The 26,847-nt window shown below is 27.3% G+C and carries 24 protein-coding genes; 18 read left to right on the top strand and 6 right to left on the bottom strand.

Features of this window, described 5'->3' with window-relative positions; translation table 11 throughout:
* Both I2E83_RS03215 and I2E83_RS03210 read left to right on the top strand, forming a co-directional pair.
* Entirely contained in the window at nt 1–744 is a 744-nt protein-coding gene (locus I2E83_RS03215; protein ID WP_195428517.1) for a dihydroorotate dehydrogenase electron transfer subunit, read from the top strand.
* 22 nt (nt 745–766) lie between these two features.
* Nucleotides 767–1,666, top strand: a complete 900-nt coding sequence (locus I2E83_RS03210; RefSeq protein ID WP_195264144.1) for a dihydroorotate dehydrogenase — start codon at nt 767–769, stop codon at nt 1,664–1,666.
* A gap of 75 nt (nt 1,667–1,741) precedes the next feature.
* Here I2E83_RS03210 and I2E83_RS03205 read toward each other — a convergent pair whose 3' ends face one another.
* Both I2E83_RS03205 and I2E83_RS03200 read right to left on the bottom strand, forming a co-directional pair.
* The gene (locus I2E83_RS03205; RefSeq protein WP_195264143.1) at nt 1,742–2,065 is read right to left on the bottom strand and encodes a hypothetical protein; all 324 of its coding nucleotides are present in this window, start codon (nt 2,063–2,065) and stop codon (nt 1,742–1,744) included.
* A 46-nt stretch (nt 2,066–2,111) separates the two neighbouring features.
* Complete coding sequence (locus I2E83_RS03200; RefSeq protein WP_195428516.1) at nt 2,112–2,489, bottom strand: YtxH domain-containing protein; 378 nt, start codon at nt 2,487–2,489, stop codon at nt 2,112–2,114.
* Between the two features lie 258 nt (nt 2,490–2,747).
* Between I2E83_RS03200 and I2E83_RS03195 the strand changes: the two genes are divergently transcribed.
* The gene (locus I2E83_RS03195; protein WP_195428515.1) at nt 2,748–3,584 is read left to right on the top strand and encodes a hypothetical protein; all 837 of its coding nucleotides are present in this window, start codon (nt 2,748–2,750) and stop codon (nt 3,582–3,584) included.
* Between the two features lie 63 nt (nt 3,585–3,647).
* On the opposite strand, the gene I2E83_RS03190 is transcribed toward I2E83_RS03195, so the two are convergent.
* The gene (locus I2E83_RS03190) at nt 3,648–5,075 is read right to left on the bottom strand and encodes an alanine/glycine:cation symporter family protein (protein WP_195428514.1); all 1,428 of its coding nucleotides are present in this window, start codon (nt 5,073–5,075) and stop codon (nt 3,648–3,650) included.
* A 292-nt stretch (nt 5,076–5,367) separates the two neighbouring features.
* Entirely contained in the window at nt 5,368–8,025 is a 2,658-nt protein-coding gene (locus I2E83_RS03185; RefSeq protein WP_195428513.1) for a PBP1A family penicillin-binding protein, read from the bottom strand.
* 106 nt (nt 8,026–8,131) lie between these two features.
* Between I2E83_RS03185 and yunB the strand changes: the two genes are divergently transcribed.
* Nucleotides 8,132–8,788, top strand: coding sequence for a sporulation protein YunB (yunB, locus tag I2E83_RS03180; RefSeq protein WP_195264138.1), 657 nt, complete (start codon nt 8,132–8,134; stop codon nt 8,786–8,788).
* A 288-nt stretch (nt 8,789–9,076) separates the two neighbouring features.
* Here yunB and hpt read toward each other — a convergent pair whose 3' ends face one another.
* Entirely contained in the window at nt 9,077–9,604 is a 528-nt protein-coding gene (gene hpt / locus I2E83_RS03175; protein ID WP_195264137.1) for a hypoxanthine phosphoribosyltransferase, read from the bottom strand.
* Between the two features lie 297 nt (nt 9,605–9,901).
* On the opposite strand from hpt, the gene hflX reads away from it, so the two are divergent.
* From hflX to I2E83_RS03105, 14 genes are all read left to right on the top strand, one after another.
* Nucleotides 9,902–11,698, top strand: a complete 1,797-nt coding sequence (hflX, locus tag I2E83_RS03170; protein ID WP_195264136.1) for a GTPase HflX — start codon at nt 9,902–9,904, stop codon at nt 11,696–11,698.
* Between the two features lie 37 nt (nt 11,699–11,735).
* Nucleotides 11,736–12,350, top strand: coding sequence for a hypothetical protein (locus I2E83_RS03165; RefSeq protein ID WP_195428512.1), 615 nt, complete (start codon nt 11,736–11,738; stop codon nt 12,348–12,350).
* Between the two features lie 69 nt (nt 12,351–12,419).
* Nucleotides 12,420–13,319 carry a nucleotidyltransferase domain-containing protein gene (locus I2E83_RS03160; RefSeq protein WP_195428510.1) on the top strand — a complete coding sequence of 300 codons (900 nt, stop codon included), beginning with the start codon at nt 12,420–12,422 and terminating at the stop codon, nt 13,317–13,319.
* A 17-nt stretch (nt 13,320–13,336) separates the two neighbouring features.
* Entirely contained in the window at nt 13,337–14,737 is a 1,401-nt protein-coding gene (locus tag I2E83_RS03155) for a PLP-dependent aminotransferase family protein (protein WP_195428509.1), read from the top strand.
* Nucleotides 14,737–15,384, top strand: coding sequence for a YigZ family protein (locus I2E83_RS03150; protein WP_195264132.1), 648 nt, complete (start codon nt 14,737–14,739; stop codon nt 15,382–15,384). Before I2E83_RS03155 ends, I2E83_RS03150 begins: the two co-directional genes overlap by 1 nt.
* Nucleotides 15,385–15,609: 225 nt before the next feature.
* Nucleotides 15,610–16,347 carry a YebC/PmpR family DNA-binding transcriptional regulator gene (locus tag I2E83_RS03145; RefSeq protein WP_195264131.1) on the top strand — a complete coding sequence of 246 codons (738 nt, stop codon included), beginning with the start codon at nt 15,610–15,612 and terminating at the stop codon, nt 16,345–16,347.
* Nucleotides 16,348–16,701: 354 nt separating this feature from the next.
* Nucleotides 16,702–17,994, top strand: a complete 1,293-nt coding sequence (locus tag I2E83_RS03140) for a potassium transporter TrkG (protein ID WP_195264129.1) — start codon at nt 16,702–16,704, stop codon at nt 17,992–17,994.
* Between the two features lie 12 nt (nt 17,995–18,006).
* Complete coding sequence (locus I2E83_RS03135; protein WP_195264128.1) at nt 18,007–18,681, top strand: TrkA family potassium uptake protein; 675 nt, start codon at nt 18,007–18,009, stop codon at nt 18,679–18,681.
* 725 nt (nt 18,682–19,406) lie between these two features.
* Nucleotides 19,407–20,441: a galactose ABC transporter substrate-binding protein gene (locus I2E83_RS03130; protein WP_195428507.1), complete on the top strand. Its 1,035-nt coding sequence runs from the start codon at nt 19,407–19,409 to the stop codon at nt 20,439–20,441.
* A gap of 386 nt (nt 20,442–20,827) precedes the next feature.
* Nucleotides 20,828–21,862 carry a galactose ABC transporter substrate-binding protein gene (locus I2E83_RS03125; RefSeq protein WP_195264126.1) on the top strand — a complete coding sequence of 345 codons (1,035 nt, stop codon included), beginning with the start codon at nt 20,828–20,830 and terminating at the stop codon, nt 21,860–21,862.
* Nucleotides 21,863–21,934: 72 nt separating this feature from the next.
* A complete protein-coding gene (scfA, locus tag I2E83_RS03120; RefSeq protein ID WP_016208429.1) occupies nt 21,935–22,072 on the top strand; it encodes a six-cysteine ranthipeptide SCIFF in 138 nt (45 codons plus the stop codon).
* A 72-nt stretch (nt 22,073–22,144) separates the two neighbouring features.
* A complete protein-coding gene (gene scfB, locus I2E83_RS03115) occupies nt 22,145–23,500 on the top strand; it encodes a thioether cross-link-forming SCIFF peptide maturase (RefSeq protein WP_195264125.1) in 1,356 nt (451 codons plus the stop codon).
* Nucleotides 23,501–23,589: 89 nt separating this feature from the next.
* Nucleotides 23,590–24,807 (top strand): pitrilysin family protein, encoded by a 1,218-nt coding sequence (locus I2E83_RS03110; RefSeq protein WP_195428505.1) that lies wholly within the window; start codon nt 23,590–23,592, stop codon nt 24,805–24,807.
* Between the two features lie 28 nt (nt 24,808–24,835).
* Complete coding sequence (locus I2E83_RS03105) at nt 24,836–26,251, top strand: aminotransferase class I/II-fold pyridoxal phosphate-dependent enzyme (protein WP_195428502.1); 1,416 nt, start codon at nt 24,836–24,838, stop codon at nt 26,249–26,251.
* A 53-nt stretch (nt 26,252–26,304) separates the two neighbouring features.
* Here I2E83_RS03105 and I2E83_RS03100 read toward each other — a convergent pair whose 3' ends face one another.
* On the bottom strand, nt 26,305–26,586 hold the full coding sequence (locus I2E83_RS03100; RefSeq protein ID WP_195428500.1) for a hypothetical protein: 282 nt from the start codon (nt 26,584–26,586) through the stop codon (nt 26,305–26,307).
* Nucleotides 26,587–26,847 lie beyond the last annotated feature (261 nt).

Below are 26,847 nucleotides of genomic sequence, written 5' to 3'. Positions count from 1 at the left end.
ATGAAGGTAACTTATAGTAAATCAAAAGTTATATCAAATGAAAAAATAGTTGATGGAATATACAAAATGGTTGTAGAAGATAATAATGAAGTGAAGCCAGGACAATTCTATATGTTAAAATTAAATGGACAAACTTTACTTCCTAGACCTATAAGTGTATGCGAAAAAAACGAAGGAACTATAACTTTCTTATATGCGGTTGTTGGAAATGGTACAAGAGAATATACTAATTTAGAAAAAGGCGAGTATATAAACCTTACTGGACCCTTAGGAAATGGATTTAATGTATATGAAAAACTTGGTAAAGTTGCTTTAGTTTCTGGGGGCATAGGTACTGCACCAATGTTAGAAGTAGCAAAAAAAATTAAAGAAAATAAGAATTCATCTAAGTTAGATTTATATGCAGGCTTTAGAGAGGATATTTATTTAATAGATGAAATAAAAAGTTATGTAGATAAAGCATACGTAAGTACAAATTCTGGTAAACATGGACATAAGGGATTTGTAACAGATATTCTTAAAGTAGAAGATTATGATACTGTATTTTGCTGTGGACCAGAAATAATGATGAAAAAAGTTATAGATATGTGTAAAGAAAAAAATGTAAAAGCATATGTATCTATGGAAAAACATATGGCTTGTGGAGTTGGAGCTTGTCTTGTCTGTACATGTAAAACTAAAGATGGCAATAAAAGAACATGTAAGGATGGTCCAGTATTTGATGGATATTATGTTGAACTTTAAAATCAAAGGAGGAATTTTATAAATGTTGAAGGTTAATATAAATGGAGTAGAATTTAAGAATCCAGTAATAGCAGCATCAGGAACCTTTGGTTTTGGAGCAGAATATAATAATTTCTATGATGTTGGGATCTTAGGGGGAATATCATCAAAGGGATTAACTTTAAGTCCTAAAGACGGTAACGAAGGAATAAGAGTATATGAAACTCCATCAGGAATGATGAATTCAGTTGGACTTCAAAATCCGGGAATAGATAGGTTTATAAAAGAAGAACTTCCAAAGATGAAAGAGCTTGGCACTAATATTATTGCAAATGTCGGTGGAGGTTGCATGGAAGATTATGAGGAGGCTATTGAGAAATTAAGAAATACTGATATAGATATGATAGAACTTAATATATCATGTCCTAATGTAAAATCAGGAGGAATGGCATTTGGAATAAAGTCAAATGTAGCCTATGAAGTTGTTTCTAAAATAAAGAATATTTCAGATAAGCCTCTTATGGTTAAGCTTTCTCCTAATGCAGAAGATATAGTTAAAATGGCAGTAAGCTGTGAAGAGGCTGGGGCAGATTCAATATCATTAATAAACACATTGAAAGGATTTGCAATAGATCCATTTAAAAGAAAGCCAATATTTAACAACATATATGCAGGACTTTCAGGACCAGCTGTAAAACCAATAGCATTAAGAATGGTACATGAGGTATCTAAGGTTGTTGACATCCCTGTTATAGGATTAGGTGGTATTTCTAATGGAATAGATGCAATTGAATTTATGATGGCAGGAGCATCTGCAATTCAAATAGGAACTATAAACTTTATAAACCCTATGGCTGGAAAAGAAATAATAAGTGAAATGGAAAAGTTCTGCATAGATCAAGGGATAAAAGATATAAATGATATAATAGGTTGTATAAAATAAAGAATAGAATATAAAAGATAGGACAGTTCAAAAATTGATTAAAAGCAAATATTGACTGTCCTTTACATATGTAAATTATTTTTTTGAAAATACTCCAACTATTATATTTATAATGTCTTTTATGGTATCTAATTGATTAACAATTCCATCCTTCATAATAATAGCTTCGGCTGTAGTTTCAACAGCAACATCGCTTATATCTTTAACATTTTCAGAAATTCCGTTTAAATTCTTTATAGTATTATCCAAATTGGCTTTATTATCCTTAAGTGTATTGTTTATAGTATCAATAAGTATAATGAGCTTTCTCAAGGCTAAAATTAAATAAATTAAAGCTATGACAGAAACGATAACTATAATAGTTAATAAAAGAGTATTAAAATTAATAGTAATAGTCATATTATATTTCCTCACTTAATATTAATAAAATAAGTATGCTGTTTACCTAAATATTTAAATCTTCGTTAAATTCATTATTATTTTCAGTTGTTACTTCTTCAGTGGACTTTTTTTCAAAATCGCTAGTTATAGTTTTTTTAGATTCAAGATATTTTGAAATTTTACTTTTAGCGTCATCAAAGTTGCTTTTAGTATCTTCGGTTATATCTATAGTTTTATTCTTAATTGTATTACTTAAATCCTTAGCAGTTTTCTTTAATGACTTTCTAGTATCTTTACCTGATTTAGGTGCAAATAATAATCCACTAGCTAGTCCAGCAGCAATACCAATAGTAGCACCTAAAGCAACATTTTTAGTAACTTTAGCTTTTTCTCTTTTAGCTTTTTCTTTTTTCTTTTGCTCTATTAACTTTGTCAAATTCATATTAAAATCCCCCATTTATAGTAAATTAGTTTTATATATGGATTATAGAATAATTGGTATATAAATACAAGTAATCTTCAAAATAAGTTGATAATATGAAAAGTTATGAAATTTTACTAAATAAAAAAATACTTTATATTATAACTTATATAATGTAAAATATAAATAAACATAGCAGTTAGGATTTTATTAAAATTATTGTATTAAGAAAACCTAGATATAGAATTAAAATTAATACAAGAAGTTAAGGAGGATACAATGAGGCTAAAAAAAGGAACTATAACTTTCAGTATGGTTATTGTAGTATTATTAGTTCTTATAGTATTTATAGTAAACAATATACTAAATAAAGGAACAAAAGAAGTTAGTGTAGCAAAAAAATTTATAGAGAATTTGTCTGATAATAATATAATAGAAAAATATAAAGATGATAGTAAAATAGTTGAAGAAGCAACATTAAATAAGTTAGCTAATAAGAGTTCTCAAATACAATATTCTGTTATAGTAGGGAATTATGGAGTAGATATAGATAAAAATTATAATGTGTTGGGATTTTCTAATAAAAATTTGGGAAGTATGCCTATAAATGAAGTTATAGATGAAAAAAAGGCTATTAATTTAGCAACAAAGTATGTTAATGAAATTACTGATGATGAGTTTAAATTTAAAGAAGTTAGGACAAGACAAGAGGAAAATAGTCCATGCTATAATATAATTTTTTATAAGTGTAAAGATGGATATCCTTACTATAAACAGGAAATAAGTGCAATAATTGATAAAAGTGAAGGCAAGTTAGAAGGGTATTCAAACTATCCATTAGATCATATAAAGCATATTAAAGAAATAAATATTGATGAAGTTAAGGCTGGAGAAATAGCAAAAGGACATTTTACAAATCTTAATTTTAAAGTCAGTGCTTTGGATAATCCTATGATTGCTTTTGTATCCGTAAAAGATGATGAAATGGTATTATCATATATTTATAATGTAAAAGTAATTAATAATGATAAAAAAGAAGAAATATATAATATATGTATAAGAGCTGACTCAGGAGAAGTAATAAATTTCAATTTAGAAACTGTAGCAATGAATTAAGAAAAATAAATAAATGTAATAAAAAGAGATTTGAATAAATTTAATATTCAAATCTCTTTTTAATTAAACTGCTATATCATTTTCATCATATGATTGCCATTCTATTGCTTCGTCAGAAAGTTCAGGAATTGATGAAGCGTCAAATATAGGATCTTTTATTCCAGCTCTTTTTTGTTTTTTATAATCATCTAATGCTTTAAAGGCAATTTTGCTTAGTAATACAATTGCTACTAAATTTATTATAGCCATAAGACCCATAAAAACATCAGCTAAATTCCAAACTATATCCATGCTAACAAGAGATCCAAAGAATACCATTGCGCCTACTGCAATTCTATAAATTTGTAAATAAATCTTTTTATTAGTTATAAATTGAATATTGGCTTCGCCGTAATAATAATTTCCAACAATAGAGCTAAATGCAAATAATAAAATGCAAATTGAAATAAATATTCCACCCCAAGAACCAACTTGAGAGTTAAGTGCTGCTTGGGTAAGTTCTATTCCTTTTACAGTACCATCAAGTGGAGTATCTGATAATAAAATTATAAATGCAGTACAACTGCATATTATTATTGTATCAGTAAAGACTCCAAGAGTTTGTATAAAGCCTTGTTTAACTGGATGTGATACGGTTGCTGTAGCAGCTGCATTTGGAGCTGAACCCATACCAGCCTCATTAGAGAATAAACCTCTTTTTATACCCTGCATTAATGCAGCACCAATTCCACCACCAACAATTTGATTTACACCAAATGCATTTTCAAATATAAGCTTTAGTACTGAAGGAATTTCATTTATATTTTTAATAACAATAAAAAGTGCAACAACTATATATGCTATTGCCATGATTGGAACTAAAGTACTTGAAACTTTAGCAATTCTATTAACTCCTCCAAAAATAATAAAAATAGTAAGGATTGTTATTAATGCCCCGATGAATGTTCGATTAAATCCAAATGAATTATTTAGAGAAAGAGTAATAGTATTTGCTTGAACTGAATTAAAGACTAATCCAAATGCAATTGTAATAAGTAGGGCAAAAGTAATACCCATCCATTTTTTCTTTAGTCCTTTTTCCATATAATAAGCTGGACCACCTCTAAAAGCGTGTCCATCTTTAACCTTATATATTTGAGCTAAAGTTGATTCTATAAAACTTGATGCTGCTCCAACAAGTGCTATAAGCCACATCCAAAATATTGAACCAGGCCCACCTATTGCAATTGCAGTTGCTATACCTGCAAGGTTTCCAGTACCTACTCTAGAAGCTGTACTTATACAAAAAGCTTGGAAAGATGAAACTGAATGGTCCTTTTTCTCAGCAGTAGCACCATCACCAAGAAGTCTAAACATTTCTTTAAGGTTTCCAAATTGAACAAATTTAGTTTTAATAGTAAAGTAAAGTCCAATTAAAATTAACATAGCGATTAGTATATAAGTCCATAAAAAATCATTAAATGTTAAAATAATATTATTTAAAAATTCCATAAAATAATATCCCCCTTTTCATTCGTAATTAATACAAGTTTTATCTAAAATTATAATATATTAAATATGAAAAAAATGCAAGAGAAAAGTATTAGCAATTCATAAAATCGAGATAAACAAGCTATTTTTCATTTATTAATTCAATATAATGAATTTGATTCTGACAACTTATGCATAATCAAAAGTAGATAAATTTAAGAGTATAAAAATAAGGTAAGTAATATCTAATATTACTTACCTTACTTTTATTTTTATATACTACCAAATATTAAGCTCTTTGTAATATGTTTAATTAGTCAACATCAGGATTAGGTGGTTGAGTATTTTCATTTTCACCACCATTATTATTATTATTATTATTATTATTATTATTAACTTCTTCAGAGTCGTTTAATTCTATAGTTATTGTATCACCTTTTTTAGCTTTATCTGATGATATACTTTTAATTATCCTAGTTTTTGCATTATTGTTAGAAATCTTTACATTTACTCCCTTAGATTTTAGCAATTCTATAGCATTATCAGCATTGCTTCCTATAGTAATTCCTAAATCAGATAATTTAAATTCTTCATCTTTTGGAACATGTTTTGTATCATCCTTTTCTGTTGGAAGTACATATTTATAATCAGCTGCACTTGGAGAAGGATTAGGTTTCTTTATAAATACTCTATCTTCAATTAAATTTGATGGAGTATTCTCTGTTGCTAATTTGTTATTGTTTCTATTAACTTTAGCTGTTACATGAACATCACAAACTCCTGTAGGCTCAGTTCCAGAGATAAATAATTCGGTGTATACTCTTGAGCCTCTTTGGTCTCTAGAACATAAATCTGTAGCTAATTTTCCTGAGTCTTTACAAATAGATACACTAGTAACTCCACCTGGATTTCCATCAAATTCTTTATACTCTAAATCTGCATGAATTGGAGCCATAATAGCACCCCATAATGAAGCTGCTGAAGAACTATAACTAGCTCCTCCCATTGGATTTCTATTATCATAACCAATCCATACTGCTCCTGAATAATATGGAGTTAATCCAGCAAATAAAAAGTCTGTAACAAGGCTAGTTGTACCTGTTTTACCTATTACAGGCATATTAGAAAGCTTAGCTAAAGCACCATCAAAGCTTAAAGGACCTTTAAGTAAATCTCTCATTATATATGCAGTTTGAGGAGAAAATACTTGAGTTTGATTAAGTTTAGCTTCTAAAATAACTTTACCAGTAGCATCAACAACTTTAGTATATAATAATGGTTCAGTATATAAGCCATTATTACCAAAAGTTCCAAAAGCAGAAGCTAGTATATACGGATTACCACCATCGGGATTACCAATTTCGCCTGTAAATTCACCTAAAGATAAAGTAGATATAACCTTTGATTGGTCACTATAAACTAATCCTAATTTTTCACCGTAAGCTAATCCAGTTTCGATACCAAGTTTGTCTTCAATAAGAACCGTTGGTACATTTTTAGATAATGCAATTGATTGTCTTGCTGTAATTAATCCATCTGAAACCCTATTCCAGTTTGATGGATTGTATCCACCATATTTACTTTGAATAGATGATGGAAGACCAGCATCGTCAAGAACAGTACCAGCAGTAATAGTTTTAGTATCAATTGCAGGTCCGTAAACAGTTAAAGGTTTTGTAGTTGATCCAATAGATCTTAAAGCATAATAGGCTCTATTTGTAGATCTAGCAGGCTGTTCACCTCTACCACCAACCATGGCCTTAATTTGACCAGTTCTATAATCCATAATTACAGCGGCTGCCTGAAGTGATGGAGTTCCATTTTCATCAGTAACTTCTGGATTAGCATAAATATCAAGTTGCTGAATACTATTTCTATCATTCAAGACAGCTTGAGTAGAATCTTGCATTTTTCTATCCATAGTAGTATAAATTTTTAGACCACCGGTAGCAAATAATCTATCTACTTCTTCGTCTGTATATTTATATACTTCTTTTAAATCCTCTCTTACTTGATCTAAAGCAGGATATACAAACCATTCATAATTAATTTTGTAATTAATAACTGTTTGAGAAAAAGCAAATTGATTTGCATCTGTAAAAGCATAAGCTTCATCATATTCTTCTTGAGTTATATAACCTAAATCTCTCATTTTCATAAGAACAGTTTTTGTTCTATCTAAATATATTGTAGGGTCTGCTATATTCTCTGGGTCATAAGGACTATAAGCACTTGGTGCTTGAGTTAAACCAGCAAGAAATGCAGCTTCAGGTAAAGTTAAGTCTTTAGCACTTTTTTCAAAATAGTACTTTGAAGCAGCTTCAACCCCATAAATTCTACCACCTAGAGGAATGGTATTTAAGTATGCTTCTAATATTTGATCTTTTGTAAGTTTACTTTCTAGGTTTAGTGCAAGATAGATTTCTCTAATTTTCCTTTCAATTTTAACATCGTTTGTTAATAAGGTATTTTTTATTAATTGTTGAGTAAGAGTAGATCCACCTTGTACGTTTCCGCTTCCTGTAAAGAAGTATTTTGCAGATCTTAGGGCTGAACCTAAAGTTCTTTTTATATCTACACCAGGATGCTTATAAAAACGTTCATCTTCAATTGAAATATAGGCATCTTTTAAGTATTTAGACATTTCATCTAAGGTTATCTTATATCTTTCTTCTTCAGTTGGTATATTATCAATATATTGACCTTCACTATCAAAAAGCATTGAAGGTTCATTTAAAGTTAAGACTGCATTTACGTCAAGAGGTGGGGTACTTTTAATTATTGCAAATATATAACCAAGTCCGACAACAAAGCAAAGAAGCCCTGCTATTAATATTCCAAGAAAAGTACCTTTCAAAATTTTCTTATATTTAGGTTGATTTTTTTTCTTTTTAGAATTTTTGCCATTGTTTTTATTATTTTTAACATTAGCTTGGCTTTTTTCTGTTCTAGAAGTATCTTTATTAGCCATTTGTTCCTCCCTTGCAATTTAAAATTATTTAAAGTATAAAATAAATAATATAGAATATTATAGCATATTTATATAAAGAGTAAAATAATAACTCAAGAAGGTGTCTATGAAGTATTATACAAAAAAACCTAAAATGCGATTTCAAATTAAACATCCTAAACTTATATTGGTTATTATCGCCATTTGTGTCTTATTTAATTCTATATTGTATTTTTTTGATAAAAATATTTTACCAGCTGTTTTAACTATAGGAGAAGAACAGTTAAAAAGAGAAGCGACAGAGATTATAAATGAAACAGCATTAGATATTTACTCAAATCAATTCGATTATTCTGATATGATAATTACAGAAAAAGATAATGATGGAAACATAACTATGCTAAGAGCCGATACGGTAAAGTTAAATTATCTATCTTCCAGATTGATTTTAGCAGCTAATGATAAATTTGGAAAATTACAAGAGATGGGGTTAGAGGTTCCTTTAGGATATATGACTAAAAATTTAGTTTTTTATAATTTAGGACCTAAGATGAATATAAAGATGACTCAGATAGGAAACATAACTAGTAGTTATGAGTCGGTATTTGAAAGTGCAGGAATAAATCAAACTAGGCATAAAATATATTTGAACGTTGATATGAAGATGAAAATAGTAGTACCATTAAATAGCAAGGATGTTGAAGTAGCATGCCAAATACCAATTGCTGAAACAATAATAGTCGGAAAAATTCCTAATACTGCAATTGAACTAAATAAACCTTGAGAGTAAATAGGAATTTGTTACTGATAAGATACGTTAGCTAATCTATAAGCTAAAATAGTCATAAGAAAATAATAAAAGCACTGCTAAAAAAATCTATATAATAGAAGAATAAAAAAATTACTTATAAAAATAAATATATGAGTTAATTAATTTTAATTTAAAAATTATAAAAGCCCCAATTTTAGGGGCCTTTATTTTTAGTGTCAAAATAAGCAATGTTATTAAACAGATTATTACTCTTTATATGTATATTAATAATTGATATATTAAAAATTTAAATTTATATTTTTATTTTGATTCCCAGTTAAACACATAAGGTACATTTCTATAGAAGCTTTCATAATCAAGTCCATAACCGACTACGAATAAATCTTCTATTTCAAAACAACAATAATCTGGTTTCAAATTAACCTTTCTTCTTGAAGGTTTATCTAATAGAGTGCAAGTTTTTACTGAATTAGCTCCACGTTTTTTTACATAATCTATTACAAATTCCATAGTGTAGCCAGTATCTATTATATCATCTACAATTAATACATCCCATCCTTCTATATTATCAGGAATATCATTTACAACTTTAACTTCACCAGTACTTTCTTCTCCATGACCATAACTAGATGTAGTCATAAAACCAACTTTAGCCCTGCAGTCAATAGCTCTAAATAGATCAGCCCCAAAGACAAAGCTACCTCTAAGAAGTGGAAGCACATAAAGCTTTTTATCCTTGTATTCTTCAGTTAATACTTTACCAAGCTCTGCTATTCTAGTCTTAATTTGTTCTTCTGTAAAAAGTATGTTTCTTTTCTTGTCATCCATTAGTTTAATCCTCCTAAAATGTTCTTAATATAAACCTCAATATTTTATAAAAAATTTCATTATAAAATTCTTATAATAGTTATATCTAGTTAATTTTTATGATATTAATTATATTATTATTTTTATATTACATATTATTTTAAATTCTTGCAACTTATTTTTGAAGGCTTTTTGAGGATATTTTAATTCTATAAACATAGATAGTATATTGATTTGGCTATATTTACAAGATTTAATTAATAGTATAGAATTATATGAAAGTTGTTATGTTAATATTATATAAGCGAGGTGGTATTAATGATATTTGGAAATATAGATGGTATTAAAAAAACTTATTTAGAGGAGCTTGAAAGGCTTTATAAAGTAAAGGTTTTAAAAGATGAAGTATGTAGTGTAGAAATAATAGAGGTAATCTCAAGGTTAACTTCTATTTTGGAGAGGGAAATAAGTGTTGCAGTAGATAGAAGAGGTAAGGTTGTCTCTGTTGCTATTGGAGATTCAACTTCAGTTGAAGTATCAATGATAGATATAAGAGAAAAAAGATTATCAGGAGTTAGAGTTATACATACACATCCTAATGGTTTTTCTAATTTATCTGCTCTTGATTTATCAGCATTATTAAAATTAAAGCTTGATGCAATAATGGCAATAGGAGTATATGAAGGTAAGGTAACAGATTGCTCTTTAGGAATGATCACAATTACAGATGATTTATTAGACTATGAAGAAAAATTAAACCTTTCAATAGAAGAAGTGCTTTCAATTCATATATTAGATAGAATTCAACATGTAGAAAGCATGATTAAGGAAAAAGATATAATTGAAGATGAAGGTGAAAAGGCAATTTTAGTTGGCTCCGATACTAAAGAAAGTTTAGAGGAGCTTAAGGAGCTTACAAAGGCATGTGATATACCAGTACTAGATTCAGTATATCAAAGTAGAAGTAAAATTGATCCAGCTTTTTATATAGGAAAAGGAAAAGTTTTGGAAATAGCAAGTTTAAGACAAAGTAAGCATGCAAACCTTATAATTTTTGATGATGAACTATCAGGTTCACAAGTTAGAAATTTGGAAGCTGCTATAGGAGCTAAAGTAATAGATAGAACAACTTTAATCTTAGAAATATTTGCAAGAAGAGCAAGAAGTAAAGAATCAAAAATTCAAGTTGAATTAGCTCAGTTAAAATATAGAATGGGTAGACTTCAAGGGTTAGGAACAGTGCTTTCAAGAACTGGTGGAGGAATAGGAACTAGAGGACCAGGAGAAAAGAAACTTGAAACTGATAGAAGACATATAAAGGAAACTATATATGATTTAAATGATGAACTTAAAAAAATAAAGAAAACAAGAGAAGTTCAAAGAGAAAAAAGAATAAAAGAAAGCATTCCTAAAGTATCCTTAGTAGGATATACAAATGCAGGTAAATCAACTCTAAGAAATAAGCTTTGTGATGTTGCAGCTCAAAAAGAGATTCAAGGAAAAGAAAAAGTTTTTGAAGCAGATATGTTATTTGCAACCTTGGATATAACTACAAGATCAATAATATTAAAAAATAAAGGAGTAGTTACAATAACAGATACAGTAGGATTTGTAAGGAAATTACCTCATGATTTAGTTGAAGCATTTAAATCAACTCTAGAAGAAGTAATATATTCGGATCTTTTATGTCATGTTGTAGACACTTCTTCAGATTCTGCACTTGATCAAATAAAAGCTGTAGAAGAAGTTTTAGAAGAACTTGGAGCAAAAGATAAAGAAACTATATTAGTGTTAAATAAAATAGATAAAGCTACAGATGAACAAATAGAAGAATTAAAGAAAGCATGCTCAGAATACAAAATAATTGAAATATCAGCAAAAGAAGGAATTAACTTAGATAATCTTCTTGATTTAATAGAAGAAAAATTACCATATAAAATGAAAAAATGTGAATATTTAATTCCTTATGATAGAAGTGATATGAATTCATATCTTCATAGAAATGGAAGAGTTTTAGAAGAAGATTATAGAGATAACGGAACCTTTATGATTGTTGAAGTAGATGATGAAGCTTATAACAAATCAAGTGATTTTATAATAAACATACTTACTTAAGAATATACTGTAACAAACAAGTTATGGAGATGATTGAGTGCAAAATGTTATATATGAAGTAGCGATAGATTCATCAAATGACGAAGAAAATGTAACCCTTGAAGATGATCAAGCAGCAATAATAAATAACAATACGAATTCGAACAATAATACATCAGGATTAAATGATACATCAGATGCATTAAATCATTCATCTTCTAACCCTGTGGATGATGCAGTAGCTAAAGTAACAACTTTATCTGCTGCATTAAATAGTATGCAAACTAATATAGGTTCAATAATTATAGGTGGTGAAGAGGAAAAATACTTTTATGATAGAAAGGTTAAACCGCTATTAGATGAATTATATTTTCTTTCTTTGTCAGCACAAGGTATATCTATAGCAGCACAAAATTTACAATCTAATGCATATGCAAAAAAGAGACAAATTAAACTTCCTGTTGACTTAACTTATGAGATAGTAAAAGAAGCCTATTGTATTTTAGATACTTTAAAGAAAAGAAATGCCATATATAGGCGTGCTGTTGAAAATGATATTGAAAGATGCGGAGATTTACCAAGTGATTATAAATCATGTTTTGACTGTTTAGATGAAGAGGATAAAAAATTTAATGATGATAATGAAAAAGATGATGACTGCGGTGAAGATTAGACTTTATTGCAGTTTTTTTATATAATAAATTGTAGTAATACAATAGTAAAAATATAAGGGGGAGTATTAATGGCAAAATCAATTATAGATTACCAAAAAGCCTATAAGGAAATTACAGAAATTCTTATGGAAAATACTGATGTAATAGCAATTTTTGTATTTGGAAGTATGGTTACTGGTGACTTATGGGAAGAATCAAATATAGATTTATTTGTAATATATAAAGATGAATTTGAAAATGTACGAGATTTATATTCAGAAGTTATGGATATACCCATACATATAAAACTTCTAGGTAAGGAAGCTTTTAAGAAGAATTTTCTTGAGGCAGGTAAAAGGGATATAATAAAGAATTGTCTTATATCTTCTAAGCTGATATATTCAATTGATCAGGAAATAACAGAGCTTTATCAAAGACTTATATATATAATGGATTTAGACAAAGGAAGATGGAATCTAGTTTATTTAGGAAATACACTGAAAGAAATAGGAATATGTAAAAAGTATCTAAGTACAGGAAGTAGATATACTGCTTCTGAACTTTTAATTAGAGCGTTAAGTAGTTTTTCTAATCTTTATTTAAGTATTAATGGTTACACTGTAAGTAAAGATTCATTAACTATGGCATGTAACTTGAATGATGAGCTTAATGTAATGGTTAGAGAACTTTTCTATTCTGATATTAATGATGAAAATATTAAAAATGTTTTAAATTATATTGAAGATTACTTAGAATATAATATTGAAATATGTGCAAAAGATTTATTAGAGCATATAAAAGAAGAAGAGAAACCACTAAGTGCCTTTGAAATTAAAGAGAGTTTGTATTTCAAAAATTTCAATATTAAATTTGAAGAGATATTAAAATTGTTATATAAGAATAATATTTTGATAAGAAATGAAAGAGCGTTTAGAGATTCTAAGGGAAGTTTACTTGCTGTTGAAAATGTATATAGTTATAAAAAATAAGTTGCTCTGGGGGAAATATGAAAGAATTTTTTAAGATATCTTTTAAAGATGAAATTCCTAAATATGTACAAATAGCAAATCATATAAAAAAGTTAATAGATAATAAGGATATAAGCGATGGAGAAAAATTACCTACTATAAGGGAATTAGCAAATATTTTAGAAGTAAATAATGTTACTATAGTAAATGCATATAAAAAATTAAAATCAGATGGATATGCTTTTCAAAAAGTTGGTTCTGGAACATATGCTAAAAGAAAGGAACTAACATCATTATTTAATAGAGAGTATTCTAGGATATTTAAAAATATGTTACCCGAGGAACTGGAAAAGATTATAGATTTTACGGGAGAAACAAATACAGAGGTTTATTTTCCAATAAATGAATTTAAATCTGTAATAAATAAGGTTCTAGATAGGGATGGAGCAAATGCTTTAATAATAAAAGAACCTCTTGGATATGAAAAACTAAGAGAAACCATAAATAAATCTTTTTGGAACAATAAATTAGATTTAGATAATATATTAATAGTTTCAGGAGCACAGCAGGGGATTGATATAGCATCAAAGGCTATCGTAAATATAAATGATAATGTTATAGTAGAAAAGCCAACTTATGGGGGAGCATTATCGGTATTCAAATGGAGAAGAGCTAATATATTTGAAATAGAAATTAAAGAAGATGGCGTAGATTTAGATGAATTTGAAGAAATTTTAAAGAAGAATAAAATCAGTTGTTTTTACACTATGAGTTATTTTCAAAATCCTACTGGTATAAGTTATAGCCGTGAAAAAAAACTAAAGTTATTAGAGCTTTCAAAAAAATATGATTTCTATATTATAGAAGATGACTATTTATCTGAACTTATATATGATAATAATATAATTCACGAACCATTGAAAAAACTTGATAAGTATGAAAGAGTTATTTATATAAAAAGTTTTTCAAAGATATTTTTACCAGGAATAAGACTTGGGTATATGGTAACACCAGCTTCATTTAATGAAATTATACAAAGTTCTAAAATAAATACTGATATTACTACTTCAAGTCTTATGCAAAGAGCTTTGGAACTTTATATAAGTGAAGGATTCTGGAAAGAGCATATTGCTTACCAATGTAGGGAATATAAGAAAAAATATAAATTAATAAAAAGTTTAATTGAAGATGAGCTTTTAGATAAAGTAACATATATAGATCCTAAAGGAGGACTCTATTTTTATATAAAATTAAAAGATAAAAGTATAACATCTAAGGAGCTATTCTATAAGTTAAAAAGAAGAAATGTATTTATTACTCCAGGAGTAATATTTTATAGAGATTCCAAAAATGGAGATTACTTTTTTAGAATTGGTTTCTCACAAGTAAGTAAAGATAAGATAATAAAAGGTATAGGTTTAATTAAGGAGGAACTTTAATGAGTTACATTACTATAAGAGATTTTGGAGAAGATAGTTTTGTAGAGAAAAAATCTGAATTTATTGGTTATGCGAAAAGATGTGAAAGTGAAGAAGAAGCAAAGGCATTTGTATCAGAAATTAAAAATAAACATAAACAAGCCACTCATAATTGTTTTGCATATGTTATTGGAGAAAATATGGGGATTCAAAGGTATAGCGATGATGGTGAGCCACAAGGAACAGCAGGAATACCAATACTTGAAGTAATGAAAAAAAGCAATGTAACAGACTGTGCAATAGTAGTAACAAGATATTATGGTGGAATATTATTAGGTGCAGGAGGGCTTACTAGAGCATATACAAAGGGCGCATCTATAGCTTTAAAAGCTGGTGGAGTAGTTGAAAAAGTAAATGGAGTAAGATTATTATTTCATATGGATTACGATATGTTAGGGAAAATTCAATATAAATGCAATGAAAATAATTGGTATATAGAAGATACTGAGTATACAGATAAAGTAGTTGTTCATATATTAGCAGAAGTAGAAAAAGCTAATGATATAGAAAAAGAAATAATTGAAATATCAAATGGCAAAATAATAGTGAACAAAGAAGATGAAGGAATATACTTTAAAGAAGAAAATAGGCTATACAAATTGATTTAAAACTAAATAATTGATGCTTTCAAACTTGATAATATACTTATAGGTGTATTTACTATTAGTTTAATTGTGAAGAGTATTATTAAAGAATACTAAGTTAATATAGACATAATATTAGTGAAGTTATTACTAATTAAGAATATATAAGAAAATTTGTCATAATAATATAATTGTGTTATAATTCCACTATATTTATAAAATTTTCGATTAATGTTGGGAGGAATAAAAATGTCAGGACATTCAAAATGGCATAATATACAAAACAAAAAAGGAAAAGCAGATGCTAAAAGAGGGAAAATCTTTACAAAGTTAGGTAAAGAAATTGTTATTGCAGTTAAAAATGGTGGTCCTGTACCCGACACTAATCCAAAATTAAGAGATGTAATAGCAAAAGCAAAGGCTGCAAATATGCCTAATGATACTATAACAAGATCAATAAAGAAAGCTTCAGGAGAACTTGCTGGAGTTAATTATGAAAAAATAGTTTATGAAGGATATGGTCCATCAGGAGTTGCTGTAATAGTTGAAACTTTAACAGATAACAAAAATAGATCAGCAGGAAATGTAAGAAGTGCTTTCACTAAAGGTGGTGGAAACATGGGAGCAACAGGATGTGTAGGTTTCATGTTCCAAGAAAAGGGTGAAATTGTTATTGAAAGAGAAGATAAAGATGAAGATGAAGTTATGATGCTTGCTTTAGATGCTGGTGCAGAAGATTTTGCAGCAGAAGATGAAGTTTTTATAATAACAACTTCACCAGAAGATTTTGGTACTGTTAGAGAAGCTTTAGAATCAAATGGATTAGAATTCTTAGAAGCGGCAGTTAAGATGGTTCCAGATACATATACTGAAATCAATGAAGATGATGCTAAGAAGTTCCAAAAAATGTTAGACTTACTTGAAGATGATGATGATGTTCAAGAAGTGTACCACAATGCAGAATTCCCTGAAGGATGGGATGAATAAATTTAATAAAAACTCCGTATCAATTTTAAATTGATACGGAGTTTTTTTATTAAAATACTTATTTATTTAATTAAGGAAGAATTTGCAACATTTTTAGAAGATAAGTAAATTAGAGAGCGTTATTTTAGTGTAATGGAATTTTTATAACAATATCAGTAAGAATAACAAAATTGACAGTATATAACAGTGTATATATAATTAATCATAAAAATCTTGGCAAATTTTATAAGTAAATAGCTACTATTATTTGTTTAATAAATAAGAATTAAAGATTAATCAGGAAGTTATTTCTATTCTAGAATATTAGAATAAGGAAATAATAATAAAAAGACATCACAAAGGAGTGAGCTTTATATGAAATTAATGAAGAAAGTAAAGCCAGGAAGAATTATAGTTTTAGGATTTTTATTAGTTATTGTTATAGGCGCAATTTTATTAATGCTACCAATATCTATAAATGATGGCGGTGAAGTTTCTTTTGTAGATGCTTTGTTTACCTCTACAAGTGCAGTTTGTGTAACGGGATTGATAGCTATAGATACTGCTGATACATTTACTGTTTTTGGACGAACTGTAGTAGCTTTATTGATTCAAATAGGTGGATTAGGAGTTACATCTGTAGGTGTAGGATTTATTTTACTTATGGGAAAAAGGGTAGGTATTAAGGAAAGAACACTTATTAAGGAATCAATGAATTTAGATTCAATGAAGGGACTAGTAAGATTAGTTAAATCAATCCTATTAATGACGTTAACCTTTGAAACTATAGGGGTTATATTAAGTTATTTAGTTTTCTCAAGGGATTATAATCCATTAGATGCACTAGGGATAAGTATGTTCCATTCCATTGCAGCTTTTAACAACTCAGGGTTTGATATACTGGGAGGACTTCAAAATTTGATACCTTATCAAAATAATGTCTTATTAAATTTAACTACATGTGGACTAATTATTTTTGGAGGCTTAGGATTTTTGGTAACTAAAGAAATTTTAATGAAAAGATCTTTTAAAAAGTTTAGCTTACATACAAAAGTAGTAATTACTATGACAGCTATATTACTAGTAGTTGGAACGATATTATTAAAACTTACTGAGGATATCTCGTGGCTTGGAGCATTCTTTTTTAGTACTTCTGCAAGAACAGCAGGATTTAGTACTTACTCATTAAGTAGCTTTACAAATGCTGGATTATTTGTGTTAGTTATTTTAATGTTTATTGGTGCATCTCCAGGATCTACTGGTGGGGGGATAAAAACTACGACTATATTTACTTTATATAAAAGCATGTATAGTACATCTACTAATAAACATTGTATTGCATTTAAAAGAAAGATCCCTACTAGTGTAGTTTTTAAAGCTTTTAATATAACTATATTGGCATTATTTGTTGTTTGTATGGGAACATTTATATTAAGTATATTAGAGCCTAATTATACGTTTATGCAATTATTGTTTGAAGTAACTAGTGCTTTTGGTACAGTAGGATTATCAACAGGAATAACACCAAATCTTACTGATTTAAGTAAGATAATAATATCGATAATAATGTTTATTGGAAGACTTGGACCAATGACTATAGCTACAATTTGGTCTTTTAAAGAAGTATCAAATGCTTATTATTCAGAAGAAACAGTTATAATAGGATAGGAGAGAGGAAAAATGTTTAATCATAGACCAGAAATTGAGTTTGGAATAATTGGAATAGGTAGATTTGGTTTCGCCTTAGCAAAAACTTTAATAGAGGCAGGAAAGGAAGTTATAGTTCTAGATAATAACGAAAGTAAAATAAAGCAAATTAGATCTCTTACAGAAAATGCTTTTGTTGTTAATAATTTAGATAAGGAAACATTAGAAGAAACAGGTATTCAAAATTGTGAGACTGTATTTGTATGTATAGGTGAAAAGATAGACGTAAGTATTTTAACAACATTAAATGTAATAAACATGGGAGTAAAGAGAGTTATTTCAAAAGCAATAACATATGAGCAAGGATGTGTGCTAAAGAAAATTGGTGCCGAAATTGTATATCCTGAAAATGATATGGCAATTAGAATTGCAAATAGGTTATTAAATGAAGAGGCACTAGAATTTATTGAGCTAAATAATGATATTCATATAGAAGAATTAAGAGTTACATCCAAAATAGGTGGAAAATCAATATTAAAATCTAAAATAAGAAATGATTTTAATTTAAATATTATAGCTCTAGAAAGAGATGAAGAAACTATAATAGAAGTAGATCCTAATTATATTTTAAAAGAAAATGACTTAATTGTTGTTATAGGTAAAAAGAGCAATATAAGAAGATTAGAAGAGTATTTAAGCAATAAATAAAAATAGAAAATTACAAATAGAAGGTCTTATATAGGCCTTTTATTTTTTTATATCTTTAGTGAAAATATAAAATTTTACTTGATATAAATTAAAGATAATAAAAAAGGAAGATCACATTTGATATGATAACACATTTTATAATAAGAAGAATAATAATTTAAATTAAAAAAGAGTGATTTGCCATAATCACCCTCCACAATAAGTTTGTGTTATATCTATTTTCACTCCACTTGGAAGTTACTTAAGACTATTTTTATATTAGCAATTTATTACGAATAATTCAAGTTGTAATATTTACTATAAATTAAGTTATATGGGATATGAGTGCTTGATTTATAAAAACCATTTAATAAATACTTTTTAGATGAAAGATTTTTAATTTAATTAATGATTTATTAATAAACTAAAGTTTTAGTATATTAATTTATGAAAATAGTAAAATTGAAGGTATTTATTATGTGGTCTTTTTATACAAGTGGATGAAATAATAATTATATTTATATGCGATAAATTATTTAGATATTTTTATTAAAATGTTAAATCTTTATGCTACCTTATAGAGTATTAAAAATATGTTTATGATTAATACTAACTTTAGTAGTTTAAGTTGAAAATAAAAGGAATATATAAATTTTAATTTTTAGAATTACAGGAGGTTATAGTAGAAGAAATAGATTTATATAAAGCTAATTTTATTAATAAATAAAGGTGATATGGAGGATACTATGAAAAAAATAAGTTTATTTAGTATTATAACAATTATGATAATGAATATATTAAGTTTCAATGCAAGTGCTAATACAATTAATATAAATCCTGTTAGAGCAGGGGTACTATTATATAAAGCAGATGATTATTACATTTCTGAAGTGAAGAATTATTTATTAAAAATAGAAAATGAAAATAAAGAAAAAATAGATTTTATATTTTTTGATGCTAATGGAAATCAAGAATTACAAAATAAGCAAATAGACGAGCTCATAGATATGAAAGTAGATTTAATACTATTAAATATTGTAGATATAAATCAATCAGATCCTATAATAAATAAAATTAGAGAGAATAATATTCCTGTAATATTTTTTAATAGAGAACCTTCATCACTAAATGGAATTAAGTCTTATAGTAAATCTTTATATATAGGAACAGAAGCTTGTGATTCAGGTAAAATTCAAGGAGAAATGATAATCAATGAACTGAAAAGTAGCAATATAAAAGATAGAAATGGAAATGGAACACTAGACTATGCATTATTACAAGGAGAAAAAGATAATATTGAAGCACAATTAAGAAGCGAATGTGTTATAAAGACAATAAATGAAAACGGAATTAAGACTAATGAAATAGCAACTGAATATTGTAATTGGCAACAAGAATGTGCTAAAAATAAAATTGAATCACTATTTTCAAGGTATGGAGATAATATTGAAGTGATAATTTCAAATAATGATGAAATGGCAATAGGCGCTATTTTAGCAGTTCAAGAAAAAGGATATAATACAGGGGATCCAAATAAGTTTATATCAGTAGTAGGTGTAGATGGAACAGAAAAAGCAAGAAGAATGATAGAAAATGGATTTATGACAGGCACAGTTATACAAGATGCTGAAGGAATGGCTAAAGCACTTTATAGAATAGGATTAAACTTAGCTGAAGGAAAAGCACCATTGCAAGATACAGAATATAAATTCGATGTAACAGGTGTAGGTGTTAGAATTCCATATAATGGGTATATAGTGAGAAATTCACCTAATTCATAAAATTGAGTGTTATTTTAAGGTAAAAATTTAAAGTGGCTGTCAATTAAAAAATTATTAGAATTGTAGTTTTAGAGAAAAATGAAAAAAACATAGAAGAAGTAGGTCAAATTACTTTAAAAGAAAATTATTTAAATATTGTTGTAGGAAAAACAATTTGAAAAAGATAGGAGAGCGGATAAGTGTAAATAAAAGGTCTATAAAAGACCTTTTATTTTCTCCTTTTGACTATTGAAAATATAGAGAAAATTAAGTTGAAATTTATTTTAAATATTTTTATGATTAACAATAATTATGAGTTTATAGGCTATAAAAATAATATTAAAATCATAAAAGAATAAAAAACATATTTGACTGTATTGCTAAGCAAAGGAGATGTGAAGAATAATATGAAAAAAATAAGTTTATTTAGTATTGTAGTAATTATAATTATAAATATATTTAGCTTAGATATAAGTGCTAATACAATTGATACAAAACCTATAAGAGTAGGAGTACTTTTATATAAAGAAAACATTTATTATATTTCTGAGGTAAAAAAAGAATTAGAAAAGCTTGAAAGTGAAAATAAAAGTAAAATTAATTTTATATTTTATGATGCCCAAGGAAATCAACAATTACAAAATAAGCAAATTAATGAACTTATAAATATGAAAGTAGATGTAATACTTCTAAATATTGTAGATGTGCATGAAGCAGATTCTGTAATAAATAAGATTAAGGGAAAGAATATTCCTGTAATATTCTTTAATAGAGAACCATTATCCTTAAATGGAATTAAATCCTATAATAAATCTTTGTATGTAGGCACACAATCTTGTGATGCAGGTAAGATTAAAAGTGAAATGATAATTAATGAGATAAAGAGAGGGAATATAAAGAACAAAAATAACAATGATAGTTTAGACTATATATTATTAGAAGGAGAAAGCGATAATGTAGAAGCACAATTAAGAAGTGAGTGTGTCATAAGATCCTTAAATGAAAATGGAATTAAAACTAATGAAATAGCTTCAGAAGTATGCAACTGGGAAAAAGAATGTGCCAGAGAAAAGATTGAGTCATTATTTGATAAATATGGAGATAATATCGAAGTAATAATATCAAATAATGATGATATGGCAGTAGGAGCTGTTTTAGCACTTCAAGAAAAAGGATATAATCTAGGAGATCCAAATAAATTTATATCTGTAGTAGGTATAGGTGGAACAGAAGAAGTTAGGGAAATGATAAAAAAGGGATTTATGACAGGTACAGTTCTACAAGATGCTAAAGAAAAGGCAAAAGTTCTTTATAGAATAGCATTAAATTTAGCCGAAGGTAAAGAAGCATTACAAGATACAGATTATAAATTTGATGTAACGAGAGTAGGAGTTAGAATACCATATGATGGTTACATAATAAGAAATTCACCAAATTTGTGAAATTAATCTTTTATAAGTTAGTTTTTTATGTTATAATCGTTGGGTATTTTGGAAGAATGGGGGAGTATAATCATGAAACATATCAAGACAATCAATAAGACTAATATCAAAAACAGCTTAGTAAAACCAGGTTGTAAAGAATGTGCTAACTCATGTCAATCAGCTTGCAAAACTTCATGTACAGTTGCAAACTTAGAGTGTGAAAACTAATTAACAAGAAGCGGCAACAATTAAGTTGCTGCTTACTTTTTAGTTTTAGCAAAGCTTTTGGAGGGATGGAAAATGTCTTTAATACACAAATTTAAACAAGGTGATAATTATTTTGTATTAGATGTAAATACAGGAGCTGTTCATATAGTAGACGAGCTAGTATATGATTTAGTACATGATGATGGAATGAAGGATAAGGAAGAAACATTAAAGCTTTTATGCGATAAATATGATAGAGATACGATTATAGAAGCCTATGATGAAATAATGGAGCTTGTAAAAGATGGACTATTATATTCAGAAGATAAGTATGAGGATATAGCTCATGGCTCAATGGATGATAGGGATTATATAAAGGCAGTATGTCTAAATATAATTCATGGATGCAATTTAAGATGTAAATATTGCTTTGCAGATGAAGGTGAATATAATGGACATAAAGGGGTTATGTCTTTAGAAACAGCTAAAAAAGCAATAGATTATGTAGTAAAAAGAAGTGGTCCAAGAAGAAATATAGAAATAGATTTATTTGGTGGAGAACCAACTATGATTATGGATACTGTAAAAGAAATAATACAGTATGCTAGAGAAAACGAAAAAGAGTGGAAGAAAAATATAAGATTCACAATGACAACAAATGCTACTCTTTTAAACGATGATATGATGGATTTCATGGATAAAGAAATGGGAAATATCATACTTTCATTAGATGGTAGAAAATGTGTTAATGATAATGTAAGAATAAAAGTTGATGGAAGTGGTTCTTATGATGACATACTTCCAAATATCAAGAAAATGATTAAAAAGAGAACACCTGGTAAGATGTATTATGTTAGAGGAACATTTACAAGAGCCAATACTGATTTCTTTGAAGATGTAATGGCAATGGTAAATGAGGGATTTGATGAAGTTTCTATAGAACCAGTTGTACTAGAAAAGGGACATCCTCTTGCATTAAGAGAAGAAGATTTACCAGAAATAATGAAAAACTATGATAAGCTATATGAAGATATGGTAAGAAGAAAAAGAGAAAAAAATGGAGAATACAACTTCTATCATTTTAATGTTGATTTAAATGGTGGACCATGTGTTTATAAGAGAATTTCAGGTTGTGGAGCAGGATTTGAATATGTTGCAATAACTCCACAGGGGGATGTTTATCCATGCCATCAATTTGTAGGAAAAGAAGAATTTAAACTTGGAAGTATATATGATGATACATACAACAAAGACCTTGGCAAAGAATTTAAAAAAGCTCATATATACAATAAGCCTAAGTGCAGAGATTGCTGGGCAAGATTCTATTGTAGTGGAGGATGTCAAGCAAATAACTTTAGCTTCAATGGAGATATGAAAATACCTTATGAAGTTGGTTGCAAAATGCAAAAGAAGAGAATTGAATGTGCAATTGCTTTGAAGGCAGAATAATTTAAATATAAAAAGTTGGTATTTGATTATGTCAAGTACCAACTTTTTATATTACAATGTTAATAAGAAAATAATTTTTGGAGGATAGGATGGAATTTATATTAAAAAATAATATAAAGCTTATATATACAAAAACTACATCTAATTTAACATCAATGTCTATATCAATAGATGCAGGTGCTTGTAAAGAAAAAGACTTATTAGGACTTGCTCATGCAACTGAGCATATGGTTTACAAGAGTACTAAAAAAAGAACTGAAGAGCAAATAAATAGAGATTTAAGTAAAATTTTCGGATTTCAAAATGCTATGACAAACTTTCCATATGTTATATATTATGGAACCATGCTAAATGAGGATTTTGAAAAGGGAGTAGAACTCTTCTCTGATATAATTATAAATCCTATATTTTCTAATGATGGCTTTGAAGAAGAAATGAATGTAATAATGGAAGAATTAAGAGAATGGGATGAAGAATTAGAACAATATTGCGAGGATAAATTATTTTTTAATAGCTTTGAAGAAAGACGAATAAAATATCCAATCATAGGTACAAATGAAGATTTAGAAAAAATAAAATTAGAAGATATAAAACAATTTTATAAAGAAAATTATTTACCATATAAGACTTCTATAGCAGTAGTTTCTTCTTTAGAATTTGAAGAAGTCAAAAATATAGTTGAAAGATATTTTGAAAATTGGAGTACTGAGTATAATGAAAATGATAAAGAAAAAATAATTTACGATAAGACTAACTTTGGATTTTATAAAGAAATTAAAGAGGGAATTAATACTTGTAAAGTCCAAATTATTTTTCCTATAGATAGTTTAAGCTATAATGAGATAAAAGCATTAAGAATATTTAACGAATACTTTGGAGAAGGAGTTAATTCATTATTATTCGATATATTAAGAACGAAAAATGGACTTGTATATGATATTTTAACCAAAATTTCTTATGAAAAGTATATAAAGCTATATAAAATAACTTACAGTACTTCAAAAGAGAATTTAAATAAATCAATGGAGTTAATTAATAGTTGCATAGACAAAATTGAAAGATTTAAAGAAGATATAAGTGATGATGATATATTAGATTTTATAAAATCTATGAAACTAAAAAGATGGTTTAGAGAAGAGCAAAATATAATTTTAGCCAAAGAATTATCAACATATAGCACAATGTTTGGCGATTATAAAATATATTCAGAAGAATTTAATAATCTTGAAGTTATAGACAAAAAATATATTTCAGATGTGGCTAAAAAAGTATTGAAGAATAAATCTATACAAATAGTGAGTAACTAAGTTAAATATAACTAAAAGGGAGATATTTATGAATAAAGCACCTCTATTAGAAGAATTATTAAAATATCATGAAGAAGAAAATTTGATTTTATCAATGCCAGGAAATAAAAGTGGTAAAGCATTTTTAAGAGATTCACTAGGACGAAAATTTAAGGAATCTTTAGGAGCATTAGATATAACTGAAGTCGATCCTTTAGATAATTTACATTGCCCAGAAGGAGTAATAAAAGAAGCGGAGGAGCTTTTAGCGAAAACTTACAATGTGAAAAAAGCATATTTTCTTGTAAATGGAAGTTCATCTGGAAATTTAGCTTCAATATTTTCAGCTTTTAACGAAGGTGATGAAGTATTAGTAGAAAGAAATTGCCATAAGTCAATTTATAATGGTCTTATTTTAAGAAAACTTAAAGTAATTTATATAGATGCTGTAATAGATGAAGAAATAGGAATATTTTTGCCACCTAGCGAAAAAGAAATAAATGAAGCTTTAAATAAAGCAAGTAATCCAAAAGGAATAATAATTACAAGTCCTAATTATTTTGGAGTATCTTATGATATAGAAAATAAAATTAATGAGTTAAAAGAAAAAGGTATAAAAGTAATAATTGATAGTGCTCATGGAGCTCATTTTGGAATAATCAAAGAATTGCCTAAATCTCTAGCTAAATTAGGAGATTATGTAGTTCTAAGTGCTCATAAAACATTGCCGAGTTTAACGCAAGGTGCATATTTATTAGTAAATGATAATGAAGAAAAAAATATTGATTTTTATATAAAAGCTTTTATGACTACATCCCCATCATATCTAATAATGGCTTCATTAGATTATGCTAGATATTATCTAGATAACTATGGAGAATATGATTACGGTAATTTAATAGAAAGAGCAGAAAAGTGGAAAGAAAAAATAAATTCATTAAATAAAGTTAAAATTATAGATGATAGAGATTTAGCAGATAAATATACAATAGATAGAAGTAGATATTTAATTATTTTAAATAAAGGATATAGTGGACATAAGCTATTAAATTATCTAAGAGATAATAAGATTCAAGCTGAAATGAGTTTTTCACAAGGAGTAGTTTTAATTTTATCTCCTTCAAATATAGAAGAGGACTTTGGAAAATTATACTTATCTATTGCGAATTTAGATATAAGTTTATTAAAGACTGATGAAAAAAATACAATCTTTCCACACATATCACCTGTTAAGGTATTAGAACCATATGAGATTTTTAGCTTAAATAGTGTGGATATAAATATAGAAGATTCTTTAGAAAGAATAGCTAAAGAGGCTATAATTCCATATCCTCCAGGTATTCCTTTAATTTGTGCAGGTGAGAAAATTACTAAAGAAGCTATTGATATAATTAAAGAGTATATTGATAATAGATTAAAAGTAATTGGGGTGCATTATAATACTATTAAGGTAATTGAAAAATAATACTTAATATATTAAAAACAGTAGGAATTAATATTTTCCTACTGCTTTTTAGATTATAATAAAATACACGTTAATAAAGAAATTATTCCTGCTAAACAAATTGAAATACTGCTACCTTCAATATTTCTAAAGTTAATAGTATTTTCAAGTGCATTTTTTATATTAGAAGTTTTAAATATTGGTTTTAAAATAGATATGATACCAAATACTACAAGGGATACCCCTAAGATTAAAATATAATTAATTAAAGGAAAACTAAAAGTCTTTTCGAGATAAAAAGATAGTACGGATACAATAAATATCCAAGATAAAGTATTTAGAATGATCTTTTTCAAAATAAACCCTTCTTTACAAATTAATAGATAATTCATTATATTAATATTATATAGTTCTTAGGAATTAATTTACAATATATTTTTATATATAAATTGAAATACTATATATTTACGTGACTTTTAATAGGAATATTAAATATATTAAATGAAAATCAAAGAAAGTTAAAGATAAAGCAAGTGTTGTTATAAAAAATTGATTTTTATTCAATTAATTATTAATATAGATATTTTAGTAACTAAAACAAGCTTTAGTAAATATTG

The organism is Clostridium sp. D46t1_190503_E9, assembly GCF_015555225.1.
In the GTDB taxonomy this organism is placed as follows: Bacteria; Bacillota; Clostridia; order Clostridiales; family Clostridiaceae; genus Clostridium.
Note: the sequence above shows the minus strand (reverse complement) of the source record. Positions and strands in the feature narration are given on the sequence as shown.

Coding starts and splice junctions, on each gene's coding strand:
- I2E83_RS03215 (WP_195428517.1), top strand. CDS start 1: ATGAAGGTAACTTATAGTAAATCAAAAGTTATATCAAATGAAAAAATA.
- I2E83_RS03130 (WP_195428507.1), top strand. CDS start 19,407: ATGAAAAAAATAAGTTTATTTAGTATTATAACAATTATGATAATGAAT.
- hpt (WP_195264137.1), bottom strand. CDS start 9,604: ATGGATGACAAGAAAAGAAACATACTTTTTACAGAAGAACAAATTAAG.
- I2E83_RS03140 (WP_195264129.1), top strand. CDS start 16,702: ATGAAATTAATGAAGAAAGTAAAGCCAGGAAGAATTATAGTTTTAGGA.
- yunB (WP_195264138.1), top strand. CDS start 8,132: ATGAAGTATTATACAAAAAAACCTAAAATGCGATTTCAAATTAAACAT.
- I2E83_RS03105 (WP_195428502.1), top strand. CDS start 24,836: ATGAATAAAGCACCTCTATTAGAAGAATTATTAAAATATCATGAAGAA.
- I2E83_RS03190 (WP_195428514.1), bottom strand. CDS start 5,075: ATGGAATTTTTAAATAATATTATTTTAACATTTAATGATTTTTTATGG.
- I2E83_RS03150 (WP_195264132.1), top strand. CDS start 14,737: ATGAGTTACATTACTATAAGAGATTTTGGAGAAGATAGTTTTGTAGAG.
- I2E83_RS03200 (WP_195428516.1), bottom strand. CDS start 2,489: ATGAATTTGACAAAGTTAATAGAGCAAAAGAAAAAAGAAAAAGCTAAA.
- I2E83_RS03210 (WP_195264144.1), top strand. CDS start 767: ATGTTGAAGGTTAATATAAATGGAGTAGAATTTAAGAATCCAGTAATA.
- I2E83_RS03110 (WP_195428505.1), top strand. CDS start 23,590: ATGGAATTTATATTAAAAAATAATATAAAGCTTATATATACAAAAACT.
- I2E83_RS03205 (WP_195264143.1), bottom strand. CDS start 2,065: ATGACTATTACTATTAATTTTAATACTCTTTTATTAACTATTATAGTT.
- scfA (WP_016208429.1), top strand. CDS start 21,935: ATGAAACATATCAAGACAATCAATAAGACTAATATCAAAAACAGCTTA.
- I2E83_RS03160 (WP_195428510.1), top strand. CDS start 12,420: ATGGCAAAATCAATTATAGATTACCAAAAAGCCTATAAGGAAATTACA.
- I2E83_RS03125 (WP_195264126.1), top strand. CDS start 20,828: ATGAAAAAAATAAGTTTATTTAGTATTGTAGTAATTATAATTATAAAT.
- I2E83_RS03185 (WP_195428513.1), bottom strand. CDS start 8,025: ATGGCTAATAAAGATACTTCTAGAACAGAAAAAAGCCAAGCTAATGTT.
- scfB (WP_195264125.1), top strand. CDS start 22,145: ATGTCTTTAATACACAAATTTAAACAAGGTGATAATTATTTTGTATTA.
- I2E83_RS03155 (WP_195428509.1), top strand. CDS start 13,337: ATGAAAGAATTTTTTAAGATATCTTTTAAAGATGAAATTCCTAAATAT.
- I2E83_RS03195 (WP_195428515.1), top strand. CDS start 2,748: ATGAGGCTAAAAAAAGGAACTATAACTTTCAGTATGGTTATTGTAGTA.
- hflX (WP_195264136.1), top strand. CDS start 9,902: ATGATATTTGGAAATATAGATGGTATTAAAAAAACTTATTTAGAGGAG.
- I2E83_RS03135 (WP_195264128.1), top strand. CDS start 18,007: ATGTTTAATCATAGACCAGAAATTGAGTTTGGAATAATTGGAATAGGT.
- I2E83_RS03145 (WP_195264131.1), top strand. CDS start 15,610: ATGTCAGGACATTCAAAATGGCATAATATACAAAACAAAAAAGGAAAA.